The following is a 21,812-nucleotide window of genomic DNA, read 5'->3' on the forward strand; positions in this document are numbered from 1 at the left end:
TTTTGTTGTGCATCTCGAGAGCCAAGCAATACCTACTTGGTTGGGTTATTAATTCGTCTAAGTAAGGATTTATTGTGCGGATAATCACACTAAACAACAAATACTGTTGTTACAGTTTGTTGTTCTGTATATTTTGAGGTTGTTCCCATGACTGGATAAATTACTGTCTTGTTTAAGAACCTTAAACTCCTTCTGTGTTAGCCGCCTTAGTCAGGCGGCTTTTTTTGTTCTCAATCTCATAGGGGCGAGGCAATATTGGTATTGGCTTTCTACAACTGACGAAATCATATTAAAGCCAACTCCATTTTTATCGACCACGCCCATCGACCATCACTACAATTGTCTTAGTGATGATTCCGAGATCTGTTGCAATCCAAGACTTCATGGAACACAAGCTTAGCGCGTAGCTGTGGTCGAATCCGACTTTGCGTCTCACATCCTCAATACACGTATCGTAACCTTGATTCACTTGAGCAAGCCCCGTAATTCCTGGTAACACACCGTAAGTGCGGTCGGCAAAATAGGGGATTTCTGTTTCTAGCTTGTTATAGAAAGTTGGTCGCTCTGGACGAGGCCCAATCAGTGACATCTCGCCCTTGAGTACGTTGAACAACTGAGGGAGTTCATCTAAACGAGTTTTTCGTAGAAACTTACCAACGGGAGTGATGCGGGGGTCGTCTTCTGTTGCCCATACCGCGCCAGATCGTGCTTCCGCATCTTGATACATGCTACGGAATTTCATTATCTCAAACAGCTCCATTTTCTCTGGTGTTGATTTCCCCACGCGTAGTTGGCGATAAAAAACTGGACCTCTAGAAGAGGCTACGATAGCCAACGCGATCAATGGAAACAATGGTGAGAACACAACAAGAATGATCAACGCACCAACAAAGTCGAATGTTCGTTTTGCGCGTGAGATATTGTATTGGTATAAGTTAGTATTCATCATGGTCAGTCCTTAACGATTAACTCGTGTCCAGTGTGAGTTTTCAAATCCAAGTAAGTAACGAAGCCCACCAACAAAGTTGGCGTAATGCCCAACGACTAAGTACGAAACTAAAGTGATCGGTTTGAGAGATAATTTTTTGGGTAATAAATAACCCACGACACCCGTGATGTACACGCTGATTTGTAACCAGAATAGAAGTTCAAAAACAACGTGGTGGCGAAGCAATAGCGATGTCAGTAAACATGTCAGCATTAGATAAGGGGTTAGCAGTCTTAACCCTTTTCCTGAGAAAAATGCAAATGCGACGCCTTTAAATCTTGGGTTGAATAAGCCAAATAATTCAATGGCTTGTTGCATATTCCCTGCGGAAATTCTCAAGCGGCGGCGAAAGTCGTTTTGCTCGTTAGTTTGCTCCATTTCTAACGCCACCATGTTTGAATCATAATCTGCGTGATAACCCTTCTTAACGATTTGCATAGGAAGTATGAAATCATCATTAATGGTGTTCGATGGAAGTGTTTCGAATAGGTGAGTGCGGAACAAATAGAACGCGCCATGTGCGCCTAGGCTTGAACCAAAAGAGGCTTCTTGTTGTTTCAATACCGTTTGATAGGCCCAATAGCTTTTCTCACCTTGGTTTTCTGAAGGACATAAACAGTAAGTAGCGTTGACTACACCAACCGTTTTGTCGGAAAAGTGCTCACTTGCAATGAGCAAAGCATCGAGAGAAATAAGAGCAGAAACATCACTTAAAGCGGTAATATCACTGTCGATGCCTTGTAGCTCTTCATTGACGATCGCTACCTTACCGCGATTTTGTTGGTGGTCGTGAATTTCGATATGAATATCGGAGCAAATCGCTTCTTGGATCGTCATTTGCGCAATGTTCACTGTATGGTCGCTACAACCGTCACACGCGATGATGACTTTAAGCTTGTTACGTGGGTAATCGAGCGCGGCCAAATTTCGAATTTTATCAGCGATCCACTGTTCTTCGTTGAATGCTGGCACCAAAATAGTCACGCTTGGTAAGTCCAGGTCTGCCTCTGCTACTTTGTAGCCTCTCCATACCTCTTTAATTTTCATTGAAGGATGGATGCGCGAATACCAACGTAAAATTAGTGGATAACCTACGTGATGGTAAACAATTAGCGCACCGCTCATGAAACAGATCGCCATTAGAATTAGGTCAATCATGCATATGCTCCTTTAGCCAGTTCGTTGTAGGATTGGACCATGTTTTTGATGTTGAAGTTGGTCAGTATGAAATCGCGTGGACAAGCCGAAACAGAAACTTTCCGCTCATTTTCAGTTCTGATAGTGGCAGAGAGTAAGGCGTGAGCTAGGTGAATGATATTGTGGTTCTTTACTAAAATACCGGTGTTGGGGCACAGGGTCTCATTGACGGCGCCCACATTCATCGCGACGGTTGGCACATTACAAGCCTGAGCCTCTAGAGGTGAGAGTGGTAACCCTTCATGGCGAGAAGGTAAGCAAAACAGGTCGAGTGACTGGTAGAACGCCGTCATGTCATCGACCAAGCCAAGAAAGAATACGCGTTCTTTTAAGCCGAGTTTTAATACTAGCGCTTCAAGATTGGCACGTTCACTGCCATCACCTGCTAACACCAAATTCACATGTTGTGGTAAGAAGGCCATCGCTTTAATGAGTTGGTCTTGTCCCTTAACGGATTCCAATCGGCCTGCACAACCTATAATTATTCTGTCTTTCGGTAGATTAAACAGAGAGCGAGTAAGTTGCTTTGGAAGTGGGTGGAACTTGTCGCAGTCGATTCCGTTTTTAATAGTAATCAGCTTGTCATACGCAAACATCGATTTGAGTTGATTGTAAACTCGAGTCGCATCAGCGACGAGCATTGGTTGAGCTGCTTTTAATGCCACGCTTTGTAGTCGGCGGCGCTTAGTATTACGTAGATGCCAAGCATCATGTTCAGTATGGATGCGAGTGGGTACACCAGAAACGCGAGCGGCGAACCCAGCATAGATAAGTGGGCCAATATGATGTGTGTGAACAACATCAGGCTTAATGCCAGTGAAAGCTTTAATCAGAGTAGAGACAACTTTAAATTGCACGCCGGGCTCTTTCTGTAGGAACACTAACTGTTCAGCATGCGCTTCAAGCTTAGGCCAGTGGTGAATTGCTTCTTCTCGGGTACCTTCAAGGCTAATAATCATGACTACATCTTGAGGCTTAGCTAACCGAAGTAAATCTAAGGTCAACGTTTCTAAGCCACCAGGTGCTAAATGCTGAACGACGTGAATGATTTTTTTGCCACGTTTTTTATCGTCTGTGTCCATTTTTAGATTCCTTTTTTGTGGCTATGAAATTGATTCTGCAAACGGAAATTGTGATTAACTACGCTTGCTTATTTATGAATTAGCATATCTTGTGCCAGAAAAGTTATTCTTATATATCAGTATTTTATGGTTATTTTGGTGTGTTTTCTTGTTTTGGTATTAAATTGGGAATCAAAAAGGAATGGATTCGTTTCAAATAGAAAGCGCCGACATGATTGGCAGCGCTTTGTGCGATTTGATGGGGATTAAATAACTAGCTGAGTTTCGGGATAACGGTAATCACAGGTGTTTCCAATATGGCTTCAATTTCGTCTTGGCGTTTTACTGAAGAGTCAAAAAGCTCGATCACGACCGCAAGACCGCTGCCTAATGCAATGCCTCCTATAAATCCGGCTAAGATGAAAATGATACTGGGTAAGTTGGAAGGGCCACTTGGGTTAAAAGGTAAATCAATAATTTTGACGCGTTTGTTTTGTTCGAAGATCCCTAGAGAGCCAGTTAGCTGAGCCATTTCAAAACGCTCCATCAATTCATCGTAAAGCTGACGTTTGATTTGAACATCGCGTTGTAGTCGATACATGATTTTTGCATTTTCACCAAAATGGTTCGCTTTGTTTTCAAGTTCGAATACCATTTTCTTCAAGCTCTTTGTTTCCTCACTTAATGACTCGTAGCGCGAGCGCACCAATTGCAAGCTATGAAGCTGTGTAACTAATAAAGGCTGCACATCAGACAATTTAGTTAACGTATTACTACTGGCAATATCCCATAACTGGTCACTGTTGAGGCTAGGCTGTTTCATTTTCAACAGTGTCGTGCGTTCGTTTTCCAGTCTCTCAAGCTCTCTTACTTTGGCTTGCACGGCGCTGTGTTGGTCTGTGTACTTGGCTTTGAGTAATGTTAAGTCACTACGGATTTCGATGATTTGGTCTTCTAGCTTACCGATAACCGGGTTGGTTTTAGACAGTTGCTGATCAATAGAACCTAAGCTTTTCTCAACACCTGCTAGTTCCGCTTGTTTCTCGGCCAAATTTTGTTTGAGGGCTGCAAGCCTATTTAAGCTTTGGCTTTGTATTTCTGGTGTTGATTGCGCATTCTCGTTCTTATAAATCGCCAGTGCTTCCTCGGCTACATCGAGCTCTTTTCGACGCTTTTCAATATGAATAGCGAGGAAGTCACTTGAGTCTTGAATCGAAGAACGCTCCGGTGCCAGCAATTGTTCAATGAAATGATCGCTAACGGAACGGAGCAGCTCTTTCATTCCGTCTGGCTTGTTGGCTGTCAGGTTGATTTGTAGAAACTCTTTGCCTAACTGAGTGATGGTTAATCGGTTTGATATATCTGCAATGACCTTGTCTCTTTCGATATCGCTCATCTCGTCTGTGATTAGCTCAAGCTCTTCGGCAACCGAATAAAGAACGTGACGGCTTTTCAGTAAGGTTCTTAACGCGTTGATCCTGTCTTTAAGCATTGTGGAGACCGCAATGTCTTCAAGGAAAGGGTTCATTTTAGCGGTTTCTTGAATCAGCATACTGGTGTGGGCTTCGTATTTGAGTGGCGTTAGTTTACTCACGCCGAAGCCGACGAATGGGAGAATCAAGATCGGTACAACAATCACATAGCGCTGTCGCCACATGCCACCGAGAATGATGAGTAATCTAATCTTTAATTGATTCATAAAAGCTCCAGCATTAAACCTACGAATTGGCTGCGTTTTTTCCAACTCTCATTTTCGACAATATTTCTGGGCACAGCTTTTGTGTTTCGGTGTTTCTTCAGAGCCTTAATCATTTCTTCCGCATTTCCAACCGTAGTGACGTATTGACAGTACGGTTCTAGAGCAGGAAAGGGCGTAGAAACAATTGATGATCCGGCTGCAAGGTATTCCAGCAGTTTGAGAGGGCTGCATGCTCTAATTTGTTCGTTGTCGATAAACGGCAGAATACTGACATCCCAATGTTGGGAATAGCGTGGCAGTTCAGAATGGCTTTTGGGACCTAAGTAATGAACATTCTTGCGTTTTGGTAGTTGCAAGGTGTTGAGCTCGTTGGGGCCAATAAAGACAAAGTCCCATTCAGGTAATTGGTTAGCGACTTTATCTAACATCGAGTAATCCAGCCATTTAGAAAGGCTACCGTAAAAACCAGCGATTGGTCGGTGTGAGCTAGGCAGATCTTCAGCCCGAGGTGCGGCTGTCGAAAATAATTCCACGTCAACGCCATGTGGGAGATATTGGGTTTTGCTAGAAGGGAATTTTCTCATTAGGTTATCGCTGACTGCGAAAATGAGGTCGGCGTTTTCGACCAACTTTGCTTCGTGCTTAGCAACCGTTTCATGGTCTACGCCCGCAAGCGCTTCAAAATCATCTCCGCAATAGTAAACCACCGCGGATTCACCAAGTTGACCACATAGGTCCGCTGAGGTTGGTAATGACGTCCATAATATTGGATCTTTAAGCTGAAGCTTTTTAATCAAGGGTAGAAGCTGAGCAAGCATCATTTTCTTAGCAACATGACGACTCAATGTTGAACGCGGTGCGGGAATGGTTCGCAGATTAGCGACCGTAATATTCTGCTCACGCGATGGTTTCATCATGTTCTGCGCTTGGGTGTTGCTCTGGCCGATAAGCTTATTGAGAGCGCGGCTTACATCTTTAGCGCAAAGTTTAGGTTGTCTTAGGCCTATAGAGTTGACCCACAACACTTTATGATTCAGAGATAAGTGGCGGATTAAATGTTGTGTCGACGAAGGAAGACCGCCAAAGTCTTCACCGAAAACAATAAGATCACGCATCTGAACCTCCTATTGACTCATAAGTCGAATCAGCTTGAGGGATCTGGCCAACCACTTTGGCAGGGTTACCCGCAACGATAGAAAATGGAGGAATTGACTTGGTGACCACGCTACCAGCCGCAATAACAGAGGCTTCGCCAATTGTAACACCGCCTTTCACTGTTACATTGGTCCCTAACCAGACATCACGTTCCAATACTATTTCGCCAATCTGACACGGATCATCACCTTCACCTTGTGCTCTACGTTTTGCATCCAGTGGATGGCCTGAGTAACCAAATAAAAAACCTCCACCTGCGATACGAACGTTGTCTTCAATCACCACCTTAGTCCCGACCGCAATCGTAGTCTGCCAGCCTATATCGACATTGCTGCCGACAATGAGACTCGGATTAGGAATCATCGAGCAACCAGAGAAGGTAGTTTGGCCCGATACTCGACAATCATCGCCTAGGTTTATGGTGACAGGGCCGCTGACGAAAGGAATTCCACCATACAGATAAAGTCGTTTACCGCAATTTGCTAACCGACCCTTGAAAGCAGGTGTGAAATAAAGGATTCGTGTTAAAGACGAGATGACTCCCGTTACAAAGTTATGAATGAAATAAAGGCATTTATTGTAGAGAATGGGGGTTCGTAGCTCGGCACAACGAATCTTTTTCAAAATAAAAAAGACATTTCTAATTTGAGAATTAGGGTGGCTCTTTAACCAGAACTTAAAATTATGAATCGACATTGTGTTCATTTTGAATACTCCTAGCCATGGGTATATAGGAGTACTTACACAGAGTGTGCCATAAATAAAGTTACTAAATTACAATGGGTTATGTATTTCTCTCGGGAGGGTTCTCAATTTGACAGGCTTTTTGAGATATGTGAGCGACGCAAACAATCAATGCCGCCAAGATATAAATAGGCCAGTTGAAGCCTTGAGTTAAGAACGTACCGGATACTATGGTACCAAGCAGGCCTGCGTAAACAGCATTGGCAGACGATACTAAATTAGGATCGAGCGGTACTCGGCTTTTTTCGATTAACGCCAAAGTTCCTCGGGCGGTTCGAATAAGAGTCACAATCAAACCAATGAATATGATGAGCCCGAGGAATCCGGTTTCGGCTAATACTCCAAACCAAGTACTGTGCACTGCGTGATTAAGCCCATCCCAATGTGGGCTGTAGTAGTAATAGTTTGAGTAAAAATTATTAAGCCCGACACCGGTAAGGGGATTCACTGTGGCCATTTTAAATGCGGCCTCCCAAGCATATAAACGCCCCATTGCGGAGGCATCAATCCCAGCCTCTGCTGCGCCGCCTGATGCTCGCCCTGATATGCCTGCCATTAAGTAAAGCCCCATTGCCGCCACGCCACTTACGCTAATCAGTAGCACTTTCGAACGAATGACTTTAATCGCGAAGATCCCGAATACGGTTAATGAGCCTAATAGGCCGCCACGGCTTTGAGTAGCGATGACTGCCATTAGCAATAAGATACAGATAATGGCGCTTAAAACTCGCAACAGCAGAGATAGGCGAGGTGTGATGGTATTACTGACCGCAAACGCGAGTGGAAACATTAACGCTAACGCAAGATCATTAGGATCCCCAAGCATCGAACCGATATCACGTCCAACCGTGACACGAGTGCCTTCAACCATGCCAATACCGTTTGCAGAGTTATAAAGCGCGATGGAGCCAATCAATAAACCGGATAAGATGATCACCAATGATGTATGTCCGAGGTTTTTGGCGCTTGTTACAAGCCAAACAATGGCTAACGTCATCACAATGATTTTCCAGTAAATACCTTTAAACTCTTTAATCGCCTCTGGTCGGTTAGACGCGAAAATGATTCCGACAAAAACCAGCACCCAAAAGATAGAAAGCCAAGTGAGGCTTGGGTGCCAATACATTTTTAGCTCTTTACTTACGAATGCATGCCACAGCAGCGCAGATAACGCCCCAAGTGATAACAGCAATGGAATCTTTAAAGGGTAGAGTTGTGGTACGGCTTCGTGGATTCGAAAGAATGAAAAAGCCACAAACAAGATCACGAGCCAAAAGGTTTTGTTCAGAACAAACAGTGCGCCAAGAGGAATCATGGCAAGCACCAAAACAACAAGTGGGTTTGGCACGAAATACCAAATAACGGTGATCAGCAAACAAACCACAGTGGCGGACAAGATGGCTGGTAATCTGCTTTGGTTTGCTTTCATATGCGGCCCAACCCTAAACGAACACGGTGAGATAGGCCTTTGAAGTTTTTAATAAATAGCGGAGAAAATTCACGACTTAAGGCCACAGGTAACAATGCAATAAGGGGAACTAAACAAGCAAATGCAATACACAACCAAGGGTTAGAAGTGTAGTAAGAGAGATATAAGCTGCACATCAGTACGATGAAGTTAGAAAGCAGTAATAGATATTGATAAGGCAATAAGACTAAGGTTTGGCTAACGACAAAAGTGATAATAGCCTTGATCATTTGAGCAATACCTAGAGCAATGATGATTCCCCAAATCCCGTGACTTTGAAGTTGCCACATGAGAACTAGCCCTACGATTGTTGCGGCTAGGCAGATTTGAAGTTGGCCTTTGGTTCTCTTTTTATACAAAATTCCGATATTAAGTAATTCTGAGATTTCTTTGAACCAAGCGACAAGCAAAGTTCCGACCAAGAGCTGTGTAGAAATAAGATATTCAGAAGGCAAGGTAAGGGTAATAAACGCTTTAGCAGCAAACGCAACTGCGATTGTCAGCATGGTCAAATAGACAATGCCAAGCTGAGTGACTTGCGCGCATTTACGAACCCCTTGTTGTTCTAGGGCTTGGAAACGCTTTGGCATCCACCACATTCCGAAAGGCTGCATCAAAATACACATTGCTAGAGAAAACTTAGCGGCGACCGAATACCAACCTAGTGTGGCGAAATCGGAAGAATAAGCTAAAAACAAACGTTCAGAACCATTTAAACCGAAGCTAACCAACGCAGCTAACATCAATGGCGCGCTGTAGTACAAATAAGGTTTTACGTCGGTTTTGCTTGGTAAGCGCCATTTGAATCGATTGATAAGGTGCAAGGCAACAAACTGCAAGAGATAAGTCACGGCACCACAAGCAAGGATGGCTTTCACTGATGGTGCATTGATTAATACGACAACAATTAAACCTACCTGTATGGCGGTTGAACAGACACTGACTGCAAGGAAAGTCTTAGCTCTGTCTTTTAACCTCAACCAAGCATTGGATATTCCCAAAACACCTTCTAAAGAAGCACAGAGTAACAACAAATTAAGTTCGGTCTTAGATACGGGGCTTGTAGCGGGGATTTCCACAAGATTAATCATGAAAAACAACGTTGCAGCGAACGCTAAAGAGATACAACTGGTGGTTGTGTAAATTTCACTAGCGCACTTGAATTGTTGTTTGTCGTCGGTTTTTACACTCGCAAAGCGGTAGATGACTTCATGCATAGCCAGAGCGAGTACGATTCCGGTGACAGCACCAATCGTCGCTAATAGATCTAGCTTACCGATCTGTTCTGGCATCAAGTAACTCGCCATTAATGGCAGCATCAATAAAGAAAGCCCTTTATTAAGTACCAGTCCTACTCCATAGGTGGCGATGCTGGCTAAAGGCCCTGAAGTTTTCATCAGTGAACTCCTAGGGTATTTTGCATATGTGATAATTCGGTGCGGCCCGTTAACAGACATTTTGTAATATGAGCGTAGCAACGTTCAGCGCGGTAGCACTCGGCGATACGCTTTCCTTCAATTGAAAGCGATGCGCGTAATTCAGTCGAGCGTTGTAATAACTCTAACGTAGTGCGTAGCGACAGTTCATCTCTTGGATTGTATTTAAGGCAGTTAACACCGTGAGTGAGTTTTTTATCCCAATAAGCACCATCTTCAGGAATGACGACAGACAAGCCCGCAGCTAACGACTCCAATATTGATAGCCCGAAGGGTTCGTTGTCACTGGTTGAAACGAAGACCCCACATTGCGATCGAATCTGGTCTAAATTCGATGGCGACTCGTAAAGGGAGACGTTGCTCCAGTTCTTTGGAAGTTCACTTACACCTAACTGGGTAGAGGTAGGGCGGATGTAGCAAATGTCTGCGACCAAATGGGAATGCGTAAATTTAGGGTCAATGGCCGAAAGAAGAATATCTAACCCTTTCCACTCTAATAAAGATGCTGCCCAAAAAATTCGTTTTGATTGATAGCACGCCGATACAGGCCATTGGCTTTGACTAATGCCATTGGTGAACACTTGCAATTGACTATCGTCGATGGACAGCTTCGCCATTGCGCAATTCTGGCCGGGGTCGGTCGTCAGCGAAAAGTACGCATATAGTGCGTTTACGATAGATTGATAGGTCGATTCTAAATAGAACACCTTTTTAGCCTGGCTCAGGCAGTATCCGATAGCTCTAGATGGTGCGACTGGCCCATGGATAAGTTGAATGATAGGGAAATGCAGCATTAGACGGCAAATGTATAGCGCCATATCGATACCAGGGCCGGAAGCCCCTACAGCGTAATCAATTCGCTTAATGCGTAGCAGCGTGAAAAATATCATTGACGCAAAGTACAGCTGAGCAAACCAGTAGCGGATGCCGTTGGCTTGGCTTAGAAAACTCCAATTCGCGAGTGAAATAATGGAAGTATCCGGGTTCGATTTTTTAATGTGACTCCAACTTGAAGGCGTTGAAGTTAAAATGGTAAAGCGGACATTTTTATCGCCGCATACCGTTAGCATTTCTGCTGTTGCGACTTTTGAGCCACCTGCGAATGCAATCGGGTCATATACAAAACCATGAACTCGATTATCCTGTTGAGTGTTATGCATAGTCATAGTGCAGCCCTCAATTTGAAGTTATCTGAATGTCCAACGCAGTAAGGGCTTAAATCCATTACTGACGGGCACGCGATGATTGGATGGTTCACAACACATATCTTCATAGATAGCTTGAATAGCATTGGTATTCGCGCTAACAGTTAGCTTGTTCGAAGCATGCTGATAAAGGTTTTCTGCTAACGTGATCTGCAATGTTTTGCTAGAAGCGAGCTTGCGCATGTTTTCTGCGATATCGAGAATCGCGTTGCTATGAGAAAAGAGCAAACCGCTATGGTAGTGTTCAATAAACTCGGGGATTCCACCCACTCTAGGGGCAATAACGGGTAACTTGGCCAACCCGGCTTCTGCAATGGCCAAACCAAACGCTTCGTCTCTTGCTCCACTTATAAATGCGTTTACTCCACTGTGGAGCCAGTCAGAGACATTGTGTTGCTCACCAACAAAATGTACTCGGTTGGTTAGGTTTAATTTTGAAACTAAAGCTTTCAGATTGCTTCTTTCTTCACCTTCACCAATGATGACTAAATGGCAATCTATCGTTCCTGACAAGTGGTGGAGAGCTTGGATAATTAGGTCATAACCTTTTCTAACGATAAGCGAACCAACACTAATAAAAACAAAACGATTTAGAGGGATATTCAAACGATCTCGAATATTTATAGGAGTAGAAAACTCTTCGGCTACGCCGTTATGAATCACCGATAGTTTGGATTTTGGATAGCCGTCTCCCAGCAAACCGTGACTGATTGCCTCGCTTACACAAATCGTGTGTGGTGAAAGGTGTAACCCTAAGGTAAATCTGTCTCTGAGCTGATAATCGCTATGAAGTTGAGTAACCAGCGGCACACCGCACAGACGAGCTGCTAGGCACATCCATTGGCAGGGCGCTCCACTGTTCACATGCACTAAGTCGATGTTATGTACACGAATAAACTTGATGGCTTGCCTCACTAGCTTGAGCCAACCAAAACAATCGAATTTTGGGTAATCCCAGCCACCTAACAAGGTAAATTCAGAATATAGAGTCTCGATCTTTTTGTTTTGATAGATACGCGCTAGAGGAATGCAATTGGTCCAAAGGAATGGCGTAAAGCGATTCCTGTCTAGGCTATCTATTAAATGCATAAGACACATTTCGCTGCCACGAATCCAGTTATCGCTATAGTGAACGTAGAGAACATTCTTGCGAACAGTCATAGTTACCCCTTGCCAATGATGTTATCGATTTATTTGTATACATGGATATAGCAAAGCGAATGCCAACGATAGAGGTGTTCTAATTGGTTGTTTTTACGAGAAAAATAAAAGTTAGCGATTACAAGGTAAATGAATTTTTAAAATGAGAATCAGAATGGAAAGGCATTACGTGGTGGAATTTTCGGTCATTCATAGGATTGAACAAAAAAGATTCAAAGTTCAATGGCTAGGGAAGTAGCATTCAACGAGCTTGGGGATAACAGCTTGTGGCGAATATTCTGAGTGGATGGTTTTTATCGCATTTTGCCTAATATTACATTGGTCATGTTCAGGTAGTTGTAACCAGTATTCGACCCAATGTTTCAGTTCGTCCATGTTATTCGCGAGAAAACCGTTCTCCTTATGATCAATTAGATTAGGTAGGTTACCAACCGAAAGCGATATAACTGGTATTCCTCGTCCCATCGCTTCAAGTGCGGCCATTGGTAGGCCTTCAAAGCGAGACGTAATAATCAGCACTCCAATATTATGCCAAACATCAGCCATATTACTTTGATGTCCGTGGCAGCGCAGGTTAGATGTTGCTTGTTCTTGAACTGCGGATAGCTCAGGGCCGTCTCCATATATATCAAAGGTGTAATCTGTAAAAACATTGGCTAGCGCAACGAACCTATCTGGTCCTTTTTCATGACTCAACCGGCCCACGAAGCCTATGTGGTCTGAATACTTGCCCGGCGTTGAGCATTGGGCGACGAAGTTATTGAGTAACGTAGATTGAGTGGGGATCTTAGCGCGGATCTTTTCACTGACGACTAGCGAGTGGTTAGAAATAAAACTCGTGTAGCGGTCACACCAGTCGTATACCCAAACTCTTCCTGTTGGCGTTTCACCAGCATGATAAGTTGAAACTTGCTTGGTTTGCTTTAACACTCCCATCACTTTTGCCACTTTACTGTATAAGCTAGCCTTGTAGCCATGGGCATGCACGAGTGTTGGGCGGTAGCGGTAAACGGCACTAGTAAATCGTTTGAAGGAACTTTGACTGTGTGGTGACAGGTCATTTAAGTAACTGTAGGGAAGATCAGCTTGAACCAATCTGTCCAAAATAGGGGGAGTGGGGTGGTATCGGTTGATCAATATAATTCGAACGGGAAACTGATGGGAAATTAAGCCGAGCGCTAACTCAAGAACGTGCGACTCAATCCCACCGTAGATTTGGCTGTCCAATAACAGCCAAATCTCATTGGTGTCGGGAAGATCAGGCTTGGCTGCACTCATCTTCTGATTCCCACGCTTGCTTCTTCCTATAAACGGTCGAAGGGCTTAGTTCTAAAAGAACCGCAGCGTTCAATACGTTGCCATCACAGTAACTGATCGCGTTTTGAATGGCTTCACGTTCGATTTTCCACATAGGTCGAATAGAACCATCAGGATTGGTAAACGCTGAAGTGCTAGGAGTGCTGGCTTGACTTAACTCACTAACTTCTACTTGTGGTTGCACTTGAGCCTGAATTGCTTCCGCCGCTGGTGGAGGAGTATCCACACGCGGTTTTGATGATGCAGTGCCGGATGCTTTCGCGCTATTTATTGGAGGTGGAAGCATATCTTTCGTAACGCTAGATTCATTATTCAGCACCACGATATTGCGAATAATGTTTTGCAGTTGTCTTACATTACCTGGCCAAGGGTAACGTTTCAGTAGAGCTTGAGTTTCTCTGTCTATTGCATTGAAACGTTTTTTATCTTGTTTAGCGTAAGACTTTAAGAAATGCGTTGCTAGGGTGACAATGTCACTTCCTCGCTCTCGTAATGGTGGCATTTCAATTGGTACAACGTGAACTCGGTAGTAGAGGTCTTCTCTAAAGCGACCTTCTTCAACTTCGACTAATGGATCTCGGTTAGTCGCACAAATAATACGAACGTCGACCTTAATTTCTTTATTGCCGCCAAGTGGAGTGAAAGTCCCTGTTTGCAAAAAGCGTAGCAGCTTCTTCTGCATCTCCAGTTCCATTTCACAGAGTTCGTCGAGAAACAGAGTACCGCCATGAGCTTGCATCGCGGCACCTTTACGGTCTGTTGTCGCGCCGGTGAATGCCCCTTTTACATGGCCAAATATCTCACTTTCCATTAAATCGCGAGGAATAGCGCCGCAGTTAATTGCGACAAATGGCTTGTCGCGGCGTTGGCTTTCCTGGTGAATGGCTTCAGCACAGACTTCTTTACCCGTACCGCTTTCACCGTTGATAAAGACACTTGCCGTAGTAGGGGCAACTGAATCGATAGTTTTGTACACGGCTTGCATTGGTAAGCAAGAACCAATGAAGTTATGAAAGCGCTCACGGTCAAACTTTGTTTGAATATCATCTACCAAGTGTTCGAGTTTCGCGCGCTTAAGGTGAAGGCGAACGGAGGTTTTTAAGCGATCGGCTTGGATAGGCTTTTCTAAGAAATCTTCAGCACCCCGCTGAATTAGATCAACCGCAATATCCACAGAACCATGTGCCGTAGCAATAACCACTGCCGTTGGGATTTCATTTTCTGTGATCCAATCTAAAACTTCTTCACCAGACATATCTGGCAGCTTTAGATCCAGTATCACTAGCTGAGGCGCGTGTCTTTCTATAAAGCTTTGTGCTTCTTTACCTGTTTCTACATGGAAGATATCGTAGGGCTCATCTTTCACGTACTGCTTATATAGAATCGCGAGCGAGGTTGAATCTTCTACTAATAAAACTTTTGGTCGCATGTACAATTCCTTTTGAAACCAATAACTAAACAACAAATAGCATAAGCGAGCGGTGGCAGCAATATTTAGAGTCCGTAGTTGCTGTGTTCTACATAAATTGCTACCAAATTAGAGAACGCTCTTAATTCTCAGCAAACTAAGCAGGTGACTCAAAACCAATTTCTTTTCGATCTAAAATCGCTCTTAAAGACGTGTCCGCTAGCGGTTGTAACTCTTCGACCAATAGGAAAGCTTGCTCAGATTCACCACTTTGACAAAGCTTTTCAATTTTACGCGCAAGAGTAGACAAAGAACGATTACCTAGCGCAAGTGCAGAACTGCCAAGCGTATGTGATTCAAATTCTAAAGCATCAGCATCGTGGTCCTTAAAGGCGGTTTGGATCTTGTCCATCCTTTTCTTGGTTTCATCAACGTAATGGTCGATAAGCACCGGAATGATCTCTACGCAGGTGTCTTCAATCATTTGCTGTAGGATTTGCTCGTCCACTAACTGGGATAAGCTTTCTAGGTCTACCGAACTCACTGAGTGTTGCGTTTCTTGAGTTTGGCTCATATCAGGCACATCCTTATGTTCTTCATTGTCGATATATTTACTAAGCATGGACACGATTTGAGACATTCGCATTGGTTTCGACAAGTAATCGGTCATTCCCGCGTTAATGAACTTTTCTTTATCGCCGGTTAGGGCATGAGCGGTCAACGCGATAATTGGGATAGAGGCCTTGTCGGTATCGTCAAATTGACGAATTTCTTGGCTCGCGACAATGCCGTCTTTTTCCGGCATTGAGATATCCATGAATATTAAGTTGTAGTCATTATTTCTCGACATATCAACTGCTTGCTGCCCATTTTGTGCGATATCTATTTCCATACCGACATTTTTGAACATATTCATGATAACCAGTTGGTTGGCGGTGTTATCTTCAGCCACGAGAATCTTGCTACTAAGTATTTTGTTACTTAGGTTTGATGATGGTTTTGCTTCAATAACCTTGTTAGTTTCCGTTTGGGTATCGACTTCTAACGTTACGTTGAATGAGAAGGTGCTGCCATTGCCTTGTTCACTGGCGACGGAGATCTCACCATCCATTAGCTCCGCTAAGCGTTTGCAAATGGCTAAACCTAGCCCAGAACCATCACGACTGCGAGAGTAACCTTGATCGACCATTGTAAATTCATCGAATAGATAACTCATTGCTGTATTTTCGATGCCAATTCCGGTGTCGCTAACTTTGCAGTGCAAGCTGATCTTTTTGTCATCAATTTGTTGAGTAGATATTGCAACTTCAATAGACCCTTCAGAGGTGAATTTAATCGCGTTACCTATCAAGTTAAGTAGGATTTGCTTGAAGCGGTGGACGTCACCTATGACAACGGCAGGTATTGAGTTTTGATAGGTAGCGACGAGCTTTAGGTTTTTATTGGCGACACTAGGACCAAAGCTTTCAATGGTTCCATTGATGCAATCGGTAATTGAAAATGGTTTTTGCTCAAGAATTAGGGTATTTGCCTCCATTCTTGAGAAATCCAAAATGTCGTTAATGATTGAAAGCAGTAATTCTCCAGAATCGGTCGCAGTATTCACTAAATGATTCTGTTGTTGGCTTAGTTTGGTTTCTTGGAGCAAGGTTAATATGCCAAGAATGCCGTTCATTGGCGTTCTGATCTCGTGAGACATTGACGCTAGAAAACGACTTTTAGATTCACTGGCTTGCTCGGCTTCGCTGCGAGCGAGCTTTATTTCTTCATAGTTACTGTGCAGTGATTGGGACATCTTGTTGAAGGCGCTAGCCACTTCCCCCAATTCATCTTTTTGGCTGACCTCTAATTGATACCCAGGTCCTTGTTGTTTAACTTGTTTGGCAGCGTCGCTCAGTTTTTTCAGGTTACGGGTTAGATAAGTGCCGAGTAGAAAAGAGAATATCGCAACAAAAACCACTTCAATAAAAGCGATAGACATGATGGTGTTCTGAGCTTCGTATAGCATCATATCGATGGCAGACGTAGCGAAACCAATTGAGATAGCCCCGTAAGTGACGCCCTTGCTTTCTATCGGCTGGACAATATCAAACACGCCGTCGTCGATATTTTTTAGGCTGGAATCGGATTGAATATGACGTTCAAGCAGTGCCTTGTCACCGTCGCAACTGATTGGCACACCGTGTTGCTCGACCTTTACATAGAGCACGTCTTCAATGGTCATTATGTCTTTGACGATGTCATCAAGGGTTGCGATGTCAGTCGAAAGCACAGCGTCTTTGGTTGCACGAGCGAAAATCAATGATGTTGCCTGCGCTCTCTGAATTAATTGCTTCTCATTCGAATCGGACAGGAATGACATTGCACTGAACACTAACGCCATTAACAAGACGATTTCTATCGTAGCGATCCCAAGAATTGTTTTGGTTCTAAAAGTCATGAGCCTGTCCTCGGTCGATTATTTGGATTTGTGCGAAAGCAAATCGATATTTAAGGCACGAACATCGTCCCAATCTTTACTTTCTGCAGCCTCAAACGCCTGTATCTTCAACGGTTGTAGCAGGGCTTTACCTTGCTCAGTATTTGCCAGTTCGATGAGTGCGAGTTGTACATCTGCAACGATTTTTTTGTCGACGCGAGGATGGTGCGCAATGGCATGTGGCGTATAGCCTTTAGTGGTGTAAATCGTAGTTAGTTGTGAACGAACCGATTCGTCTAGTGCATTAAAGGTTCTAACAATGCCTCCACCTGCAGGGTAGAAACCACGTGCAACCGATAAATACACAGAGTCGTGTGACGATACGTAGTTTGGTTGAAATTCTACGTTTTTCTCATTAAGTGAGGAGCGCGTTAAGATGCTTGCTGCGAACGCGGCCGGAGCCGGAAAAGCTAGAGTTGTATCATTAAGCTGTTCTAACGAAGTAATGCCGCTGTCTTTTTTGGCCACGATTATGCCTTTGAGTTGCTTCCCTTTGGCTTTTGAAATTGGTAAATAACCTACTGAGCTATTGAACTCAACAAGGTGGTAGGGGTTCATGTAAGCGAAGTCATACTTTTCTTTGGCCAAGTTATCTTCAAACGTGGGGATATTTTTAGCGGTTGTGAATACGATATCATGACCAGTCCGTTCACTAAGAAGCTTCATGATCGGTGTCCATTGCGCAGCCAGACGACTAGCGGATTGCTGCGGAACAATACTGAACGTGAGTGTTTGACTAATCGCTTGGCTTGACGCTAATGCTAGCAAAGTAAATGTTAAAATTTTCATGGCTAAATCCTTTTAGTTGTCGTTATGTAACGGCTAAAGTGGCAAATTCAAAAACTCGTTTTGATACAAGCGATTGGCTATTTTTTCGCGCCAGCGTTTAGGCATGAATTTCACTTTGTTAAGTTGACGCACTAACTCCTGTGTAAAGCTAGGGGTATGCTTCATATTGAGTACGGAACCCATCAAATTGATAGTCTGGGCGGTGAGTAGTGCTTTAGCGTGGATTAAATGGTGAGAGGACGTCTCTCCATAAGCCACAACGATTAGCGTCGCTTCACATGCGCTAGCCACACTTTGTGCGGGGATATTACCTCGGTTAATGTTTAGCAAAGGTGAGGTATCGACGATCACTCGGTCATAGCTATCTAACCACTTTTCAATCACATTACTTAGCGTTGTAGGATCTTTATAAGCCAATTGGGTGGAAGCCTCGCGTGGGGCGGGAACACCAACAAACGTTTTATGGCTTTCGATATGTTCAATCAATTGGCCTTCAGAACCTTGGCTGAACAGCTCTAAGTCTTTAAAAGCTGGGTTGAATAAATTCAAATCCACGTAAAGGGTAGAGTGGCCAGCTAACAAATAACGTTCTGCCAACGCGGTCGCTACTGATGTGACACCGTCACCTGAATGGCACGAGGTAATGCATATCGACTTGTGGCCATTTAACTCGGTTGCCAAGTAGAGCTGCTCAATTTCAGCATGGGTTGCAGGAATAGACATCATAGCGCTCCTATCAAAACAATGGCTGTGGTAAGACGTAAGATGTCTTCAAGACCAACTCGCGCTTTCTCTAGTAAGCTGTCACTTTTGTCAGGAATAAAAATGGTGTCGCCTGAGCGGATAACGGGTAGGTGGTAGATGTTGGCTGTTTTGCTGAATTCAATTAAATCAAATGACCTTGCTTGGCCTTGGCAGCACGACATGTTAACCACGGTGATTTTTTCTAGGTAAGCACTATTCGTAGGGCCACCCGCTTCAGCTAACAGATCAAGAATGGTCATATTGTCGTTGAACTCGTAACGACCCGGGTTTCTGATAGCACCCAACACGCGAACTGTTGATTCTTTCGGTGTATCTAACCAGTTTTTTTGTTTCTCAGGGATGTAGATAGTATCGCCCGGAACAACAATCGGTAGGATAGATTCATCTCCGGTTTCAAAATACAGCGATAGGTTGAGCTTACTGACTTTCGAATAGCTCTTATCACGATGAGTCACTCGGATATTATGAATATCAGCGTCTTTAGTTGGGCCATCTGCGGCTGCTAAGATGTCTAAGAAATGCATATCTTTGGTAAAGCGATAACGGCCTGGCGAGTTAAGCTGACCAAATACATAGATTGATGCATCTGAACTTTGACGAACCCACTGAGATTTATTGTCAGACGGATCTTCTGGAAGATCATGCAAGCGAACAATAGCACCAGCACGGATTACGGGGAGTTGGTCACGCGGAGCGCCATTTCGAATAAATGCATCTAAATCGAAGACTTCCATTCTACGACCAGAAACCACCTCGATTTTAGTCGTATCAGCTCGTAAAGTAGGGCCGCCTACATGAGCAAGTAAAGCCATGAGGTCCATTTCATCAGACCATTCAATACGTCCAGGGCGAACTACTTCACCTATCACATTCACCGCTCTATCTGGCGCGATTTTCAACCAAGATTTTTCGTTCATATCGGTTTTTTCGGGTACGAATATCGCGTCGCCTGAACGAATAGAAGGTGGAGTGACGCCGTTTAGGCCCTCGGTATATGCAGTTAAATCAAACTTAATAACGGTTCCGTTAGCTTTGATCACTCGGATCTGGCGAGACTCAGCAAATCGCGTAGGGCCTCCGGCATTGGCTAAAATGTCCATAAAAGTCGCGCCTTTCTTACCTTCATAAGCGCCTGGGTCCGCGACTTCACCCATGATGTAAACGGTATTAGCACCTGATTTGATTTCTTCTTCTTGCTTGGGAACGAAGATGGTTGAACCTGGTTGTAGTGGCGGTAACAAATCTTGGTCGCCGGAATCAAGGTACTGTTTCAAATTGAAGAGGATAGGGGTATTGTTGGAAATGACACGGATTTGCTCAACGCCCGCATAACGAGTCACACCGCCAGAACGCATGATGATATCAACCAAATCAGTGTTCTCTTTGTAAGAAAAAGAGCCTGGAGCATTCACTTCTCCGAACACTTTGATCGATTGGCGTGAGTCAGCGCTATCGCCCGAGTTAGCAAGTTTTGACGCATCGAACTCTTGTTCAATATTACCCACTAATGGTGACGCGGGAACAAACAATGAATCCAATGATTGCAGGCTTGGTAATACAGCATCGTTACCCGAATCTAAAAACTTCTTATAGTTGAACTCTTTTTTAACCGCGCCACGTTTCAAGATAAGTTTGTCTAATTGCGCACCAGAGCGTAATCCACCGGCAGCATGTAATGCCATTTGAATGCTAGCGCCTTGGTTTAATGTGTATTCGCCTGGTTTTTTTACATAGCCTTGTACCGATATCAGGATCTGCTGCTGTTTCACATAAACTTGTGCGTTAGAAAGGTCACGATAAGCTTTTGCGAGTGCTTCTAAGATAACGCTACTTAGTTGTTCGTTGTCGTAGCCAGCGACAAACACGCTACCTACTTCTGGAAGAGTAATGCGCCCGCGCTTGTCTACTTGGAAGCCTTGGTTAAGGCTCTCTTCGCCTGGCACATTTACTTGAATTAAGTCGCCGACTTGAACGGCATCATCAAAGTTTTCTTCGGCATTAGATAGGCTGACCCAGCTAACGAATATAATGAGAACGATGGTAGTTAACGTATTCATAATGTATCTCCTATTCCATAGCTCGATGAGTCTGGAGAGATAACTTCAATACTTACACGGCGGTTAGTGAGTCTAACTCCATCTGAGTCACCTTCGAAAAGGGGAACCGCTTCACCTAACGAGAGTGTTTGAATGCGTTGAGGGCTTAACCCGAAAATGGTGAGGTAGCGCTCGACTTGCTTAGCACGCCCAAGCGCTAAGCGATCGTTATATTCATCTGTACCTGTTGCGTCAGCATGCCCGGTTACTACGAGAGTGAGCTGGTTGTACTCTTTAAGAATGTTTGAGGCTTCTGCCAAGTGACCCATGTATTTAGGGTTAATTTCAGTAGAGTTATGGGCAAATTGGTTGTCTACATTCAATAAGTCGTAAAGGTGTTGAACCACCGACAACTGAATGTGGAACTGTTGTTCGTTTTTAGGTGGAACGCAGCGTGTTTGTGAGGTGACATAATCCAATTGAACTTCTAATTTACTTAGGCGCTTTCTTTGAATTACTAGATCGTTTGCTGCATCAAGTAACAAGCCACCTTGTAGCTCACGAGCAATTCGGTTTTGTTTTTCTATCGCTTGCACAACGGCGGCAGGGAAACACCATTTAGCGCCTTCACGTATGAGTGAATCTAGGTGTAGTTTCGCAAGTTGCCAATCAAAGCGAAGGCCGTGCTCTGGGCCAAGAGGTTCGTCTGGCATGACTGGTGAGAAGTCAGAGTTTTGATAGTTAATCGAGTCGTAGCTCTCAGCAAGTCCACCTGTGCCTTGCTCAGGGAAAATACTGCACCCTGCAGCAAGGCTAGACAGAACAATGGCTATGTATTTAGTGAATGTATTCATGCCAACTTCCTTTGAATCGATTTATTATTGTTATTATTTAGTTACTTAAT

The 21,812-nt window shown here is 43.9% G+C and carries 16 protein-coding genes and 2 pseudogenes; all 18 read right to left on the reverse strand.

Annotated features, from left to right (window positions below):
• Positions 1-307: 307 nt before the first annotated feature.
• Complete coding sequence (locus ELZ11_RS19120; RefSeq protein ID WP_167494722.1) at positions 308-949, reverse strand: sugar transferase; 642 nt, start codon at positions 947-949, stop codon at positions 308-310.
• 9 nt (positions 950-958) lie between these two features.
• Positions 959-2,146: a glycosyltransferase family 2 protein gene (locus ELZ11_RS19125; RefSeq protein ID WP_137358978.1), complete on the reverse strand. Its 1,188-nt coding sequence runs from the start codon at positions 2,144-2,146 to the stop codon at positions 959-961.
• On the reverse strand, positions 2,143-3,267 hold the full coding sequence (locus tag ELZ11_RS19130) for a glycosyltransferase (protein WP_137358979.1): 1,125 nt from the start codon (positions 3,265-3,267) through the stop codon (positions 2,143-2,145). Before ELZ11_RS19130 ends, ELZ11_RS19125 begins: the two co-directional genes overlap by 4 nt.
• A 253-nt stretch (positions 3,268-3,520) precedes the next feature.
• Entirely contained in the window at positions 3,521-4,945 is a 1,425-nt protein-coding gene (locus ELZ11_RS19135; protein ID WP_137358980.1) for a GumC family protein, read from the reverse strand.
• Complete coding sequence (locus ELZ11_RS19140; protein WP_137358981.1) at positions 4,942-6,060, reverse strand: glycosyltransferase; 1,119 nt, start codon at positions 6,058-6,060, stop codon at positions 4,942-4,944. Before ELZ11_RS19140 ends, ELZ11_RS19135 begins: the two co-directional genes overlap by 4 nt.
• On the reverse strand, positions 6,053-6,805 hold the full coding sequence (locus tag ELZ11_RS19145; protein ID WP_137358982.1) for an acyltransferase: 753 nt from the start codon (positions 6,803-6,805) through the stop codon (positions 6,053-6,055). The genes ELZ11_RS19140 and ELZ11_RS19145 overlap by 8 nt, the downstream gene beginning before the upstream one ends.
• A 79-nt stretch (positions 6,806-6,884) precedes the next feature.
• Positions 6,885-8,273: an O-antigen ligase family protein gene (locus ELZ11_RS19150; RefSeq protein WP_137358983.1), complete on the reverse strand. Its 1,389-nt coding sequence runs from the start codon at positions 8,271-8,273 to the stop codon at positions 6,885-6,887.
• Positions 8,270-9,709, reverse strand: a complete 1,440-nt coding sequence (locus tag ELZ11_RS19155) for a lipopolysaccharide biosynthesis protein (RefSeq protein WP_167494723.1) — start codon at positions 9,707-9,709, stop codon at positions 8,270-8,272. Before ELZ11_RS19155 ends, ELZ11_RS19150 begins: the two co-directional genes overlap by 4 nt.
• The gene (locus ELZ11_RS19160) at positions 9,709-10,914 is read right to left on the reverse strand and encodes a glycosyltransferase (protein WP_137358985.1); all 1,206 of its coding nucleotides are present in this window, start codon (positions 10,912-10,914) and stop codon (positions 9,709-9,711) included. Before ELZ11_RS19160 ends, ELZ11_RS19155 begins: the two co-directional genes overlap by 1 nt.
• A gap of 21 nt (positions 10,915-10,935) precedes the next feature.
• Entirely contained in the window at positions 10,936-12,114 is a 1,179-nt protein-coding gene (locus ELZ11_RS19165; protein ID WP_137358986.1) for a glycosyltransferase, read from the reverse strand.
• A 219-nt stretch (positions 12,115-12,333) separates the two neighbouring features.
• Positions 12,334-13,392, reverse strand: coding sequence for a glycosyltransferase family 4 protein (locus ELZ11_RS19170; protein ID WP_137358987.1), 1,059 nt, complete (start codon positions 13,390-13,392; stop codon positions 12,334-12,336).
• A pseudogene (locus ELZ11_RS24120) lies at positions 13,373-13,570 on the reverse strand (helix-turn-helix domain-containing protein); the annotation flags it as partial. The gene ELZ11_RS19170 and the pseudogene ELZ11_RS24120, both read right to left, overlap by 20 nt.
• 119 nt (positions 13,571-13,689) lie before the next feature.
• Positions 13,690-14,860: pseudogene (locus ELZ11_RS19175) on the reverse strand (sigma-54-dependent transcriptional regulator); the annotation flags it as partial.
• Positions 14,861-14,996: 136 nt separating this feature from the next.
• On the reverse strand, positions 14,997-17,279 hold the full coding sequence (locus ELZ11_RS19180) for an ATP-binding protein (protein ID WP_137358989.1): 2,283 nt from the start codon (positions 17,277-17,279) through the stop codon (positions 14,997-14,999).
• 18 nt (positions 17,280-17,297) lie between these two features.
• The gene (locus ELZ11_RS19185) at positions 17,298-18,107 is read right to left on the reverse strand and encodes a phosphate/phosphite/phosphonate ABC transporter substrate-binding protein (RefSeq protein WP_137358990.1); all 810 of its coding nucleotides are present in this window, start codon (positions 18,105-18,107) and stop codon (positions 17,298-17,300) included.
• Positions 18,108-18,140: 33 nt separating this feature from the next.
• Entirely contained in the window at positions 18,141-18,830 is a 690-nt protein-coding gene (locus tag ELZ11_RS19190; RefSeq protein ID WP_137358991.1) for a CpsD/CapB family tyrosine-protein kinase, read from the reverse strand.
• Entirely contained in the window at positions 18,830-20,929 is a 2,100-nt protein-coding gene (locus ELZ11_RS19195; RefSeq protein WP_137358992.1) for an SLBB domain-containing protein, read from the reverse strand. Before ELZ11_RS19195 ends, ELZ11_RS19190 begins: the two co-directional genes overlap by 1 nt.
• Positions 20,926-21,762, reverse strand: coding sequence for an OmpA family protein (locus ELZ11_RS19200; protein ID WP_137358993.1), 837 nt, complete (start codon positions 21,760-21,762; stop codon positions 20,926-20,928). The genes ELZ11_RS19195 and ELZ11_RS19200 overlap by 4 nt, the downstream gene beginning before the upstream one ends.
• Between the last annotated feature and the right edge of the window lie 50 nt (positions 21,763-21,812).

It is taken from the genome of Vibrio profundi (assembly GCF_005281835.1).
GTDB classification, from domain to species: Bacteria; Pseudomonadota; Gammaproteobacteria; order Enterobacterales; family Vibrionaceae; genus Vibrio; species Vibrio profundi.

Coding starts and splice junctions, on each gene's coding strand:
- ELZ11_RS19155 (WP_167494723.1), bottom strand. CDS start 9,709: ATGAAAACTTCAGGGCCTTTAGCCAGCATCGCCACCTATGGAGTAGGA.
- ELZ11_RS19195 (WP_137358992.1), bottom strand. CDS start 20,929: ATGAATACGTTAACTACCATCGTTCTCATTATATTCGTTAGCTGGGTC.
- ELZ11_RS19145 (WP_137358982.1), bottom strand. CDS start 6,805: ATGAACACAATGTCGATTCATAATTTTAAGTTCTGGTTAAAGAGCCAC.
- ELZ11_RS19165 (WP_137358986.1), bottom strand. CDS start 12,114: ATGACTGTTCGCAAGAATGTTCTCTACGTTCACTATAGCGATAACTGG.
- ELZ11_RS19170 (WP_137358987.1), bottom strand. CDS start 13,392: ATGAGTGCAGCCAAGCCTGATCTTCCCGACACCAATGAGATTTGGCTG.
- ELZ11_RS19160 (WP_137358985.1), bottom strand. CDS start 10,914: ATGACTATGCATAACACTCAACAGGATAATCGAGTTCATGGTTTTGTA.
- ELZ11_RS19120 (WP_167494722.1), bottom strand. CDS start 949: ATGATGAATACTAACTTATACCAATACAATATCTCACGCGCAAAACGA.
- ELZ11_RS19180 (WP_137358989.1), bottom strand. CDS start 17,279: ATGACTTTTAGAACCAAAACAATTCTTGGGATCGCTACGATAGAAATC.
- ELZ11_RS19130 (WP_137358979.1), bottom strand. CDS start 3,267: ATGGACACAGACGATAAAAAACGTGGCAAAAAAATCATTCACGTCGTT.
- ELZ11_RS19150 (WP_137358983.1), bottom strand. CDS start 8,273: ATGAAAGCAAACCAAAGCAGATTACCAGCCATCTTGTCCGCCACTGTG.
- ELZ11_RS19185 (WP_137358990.1), bottom strand. CDS start 18,107: ATGAAAATTTTAACATTTACTTTGCTAGCATTAGCGTCAAGCCAAGCG.
- ELZ11_RS19140 (WP_137358981.1), bottom strand. CDS start 6,060: ATGCGTGATCTTATTGTTTTCGGTGAAGACTTTGGCGGTCTTCCTTCG.
- ELZ11_RS19190 (WP_137358991.1), bottom strand. CDS start 18,830: ATGTCTATTCCTGCAACCCATGCTGAAATTGAGCAGCTCTACTTGGCA.
- ELZ11_RS19200 (WP_137358993.1), bottom strand. CDS start 21,762: ATGAATACATTCACTAAATACATAGCCATTGTTCTGTCTAGCCTTGCT.
- ELZ11_RS19125 (WP_137358978.1), bottom strand. CDS start 2,146: ATGATTGACCTAATTCTAATGGCGATCTGTTTCATGAGCGGTGCGCTA.
- ELZ11_RS19135 (WP_137358980.1), bottom strand. CDS start 4,945: ATGAATCAATTAAAGATTAGATTACTCATCATTCTCGGTGGCATGTGG.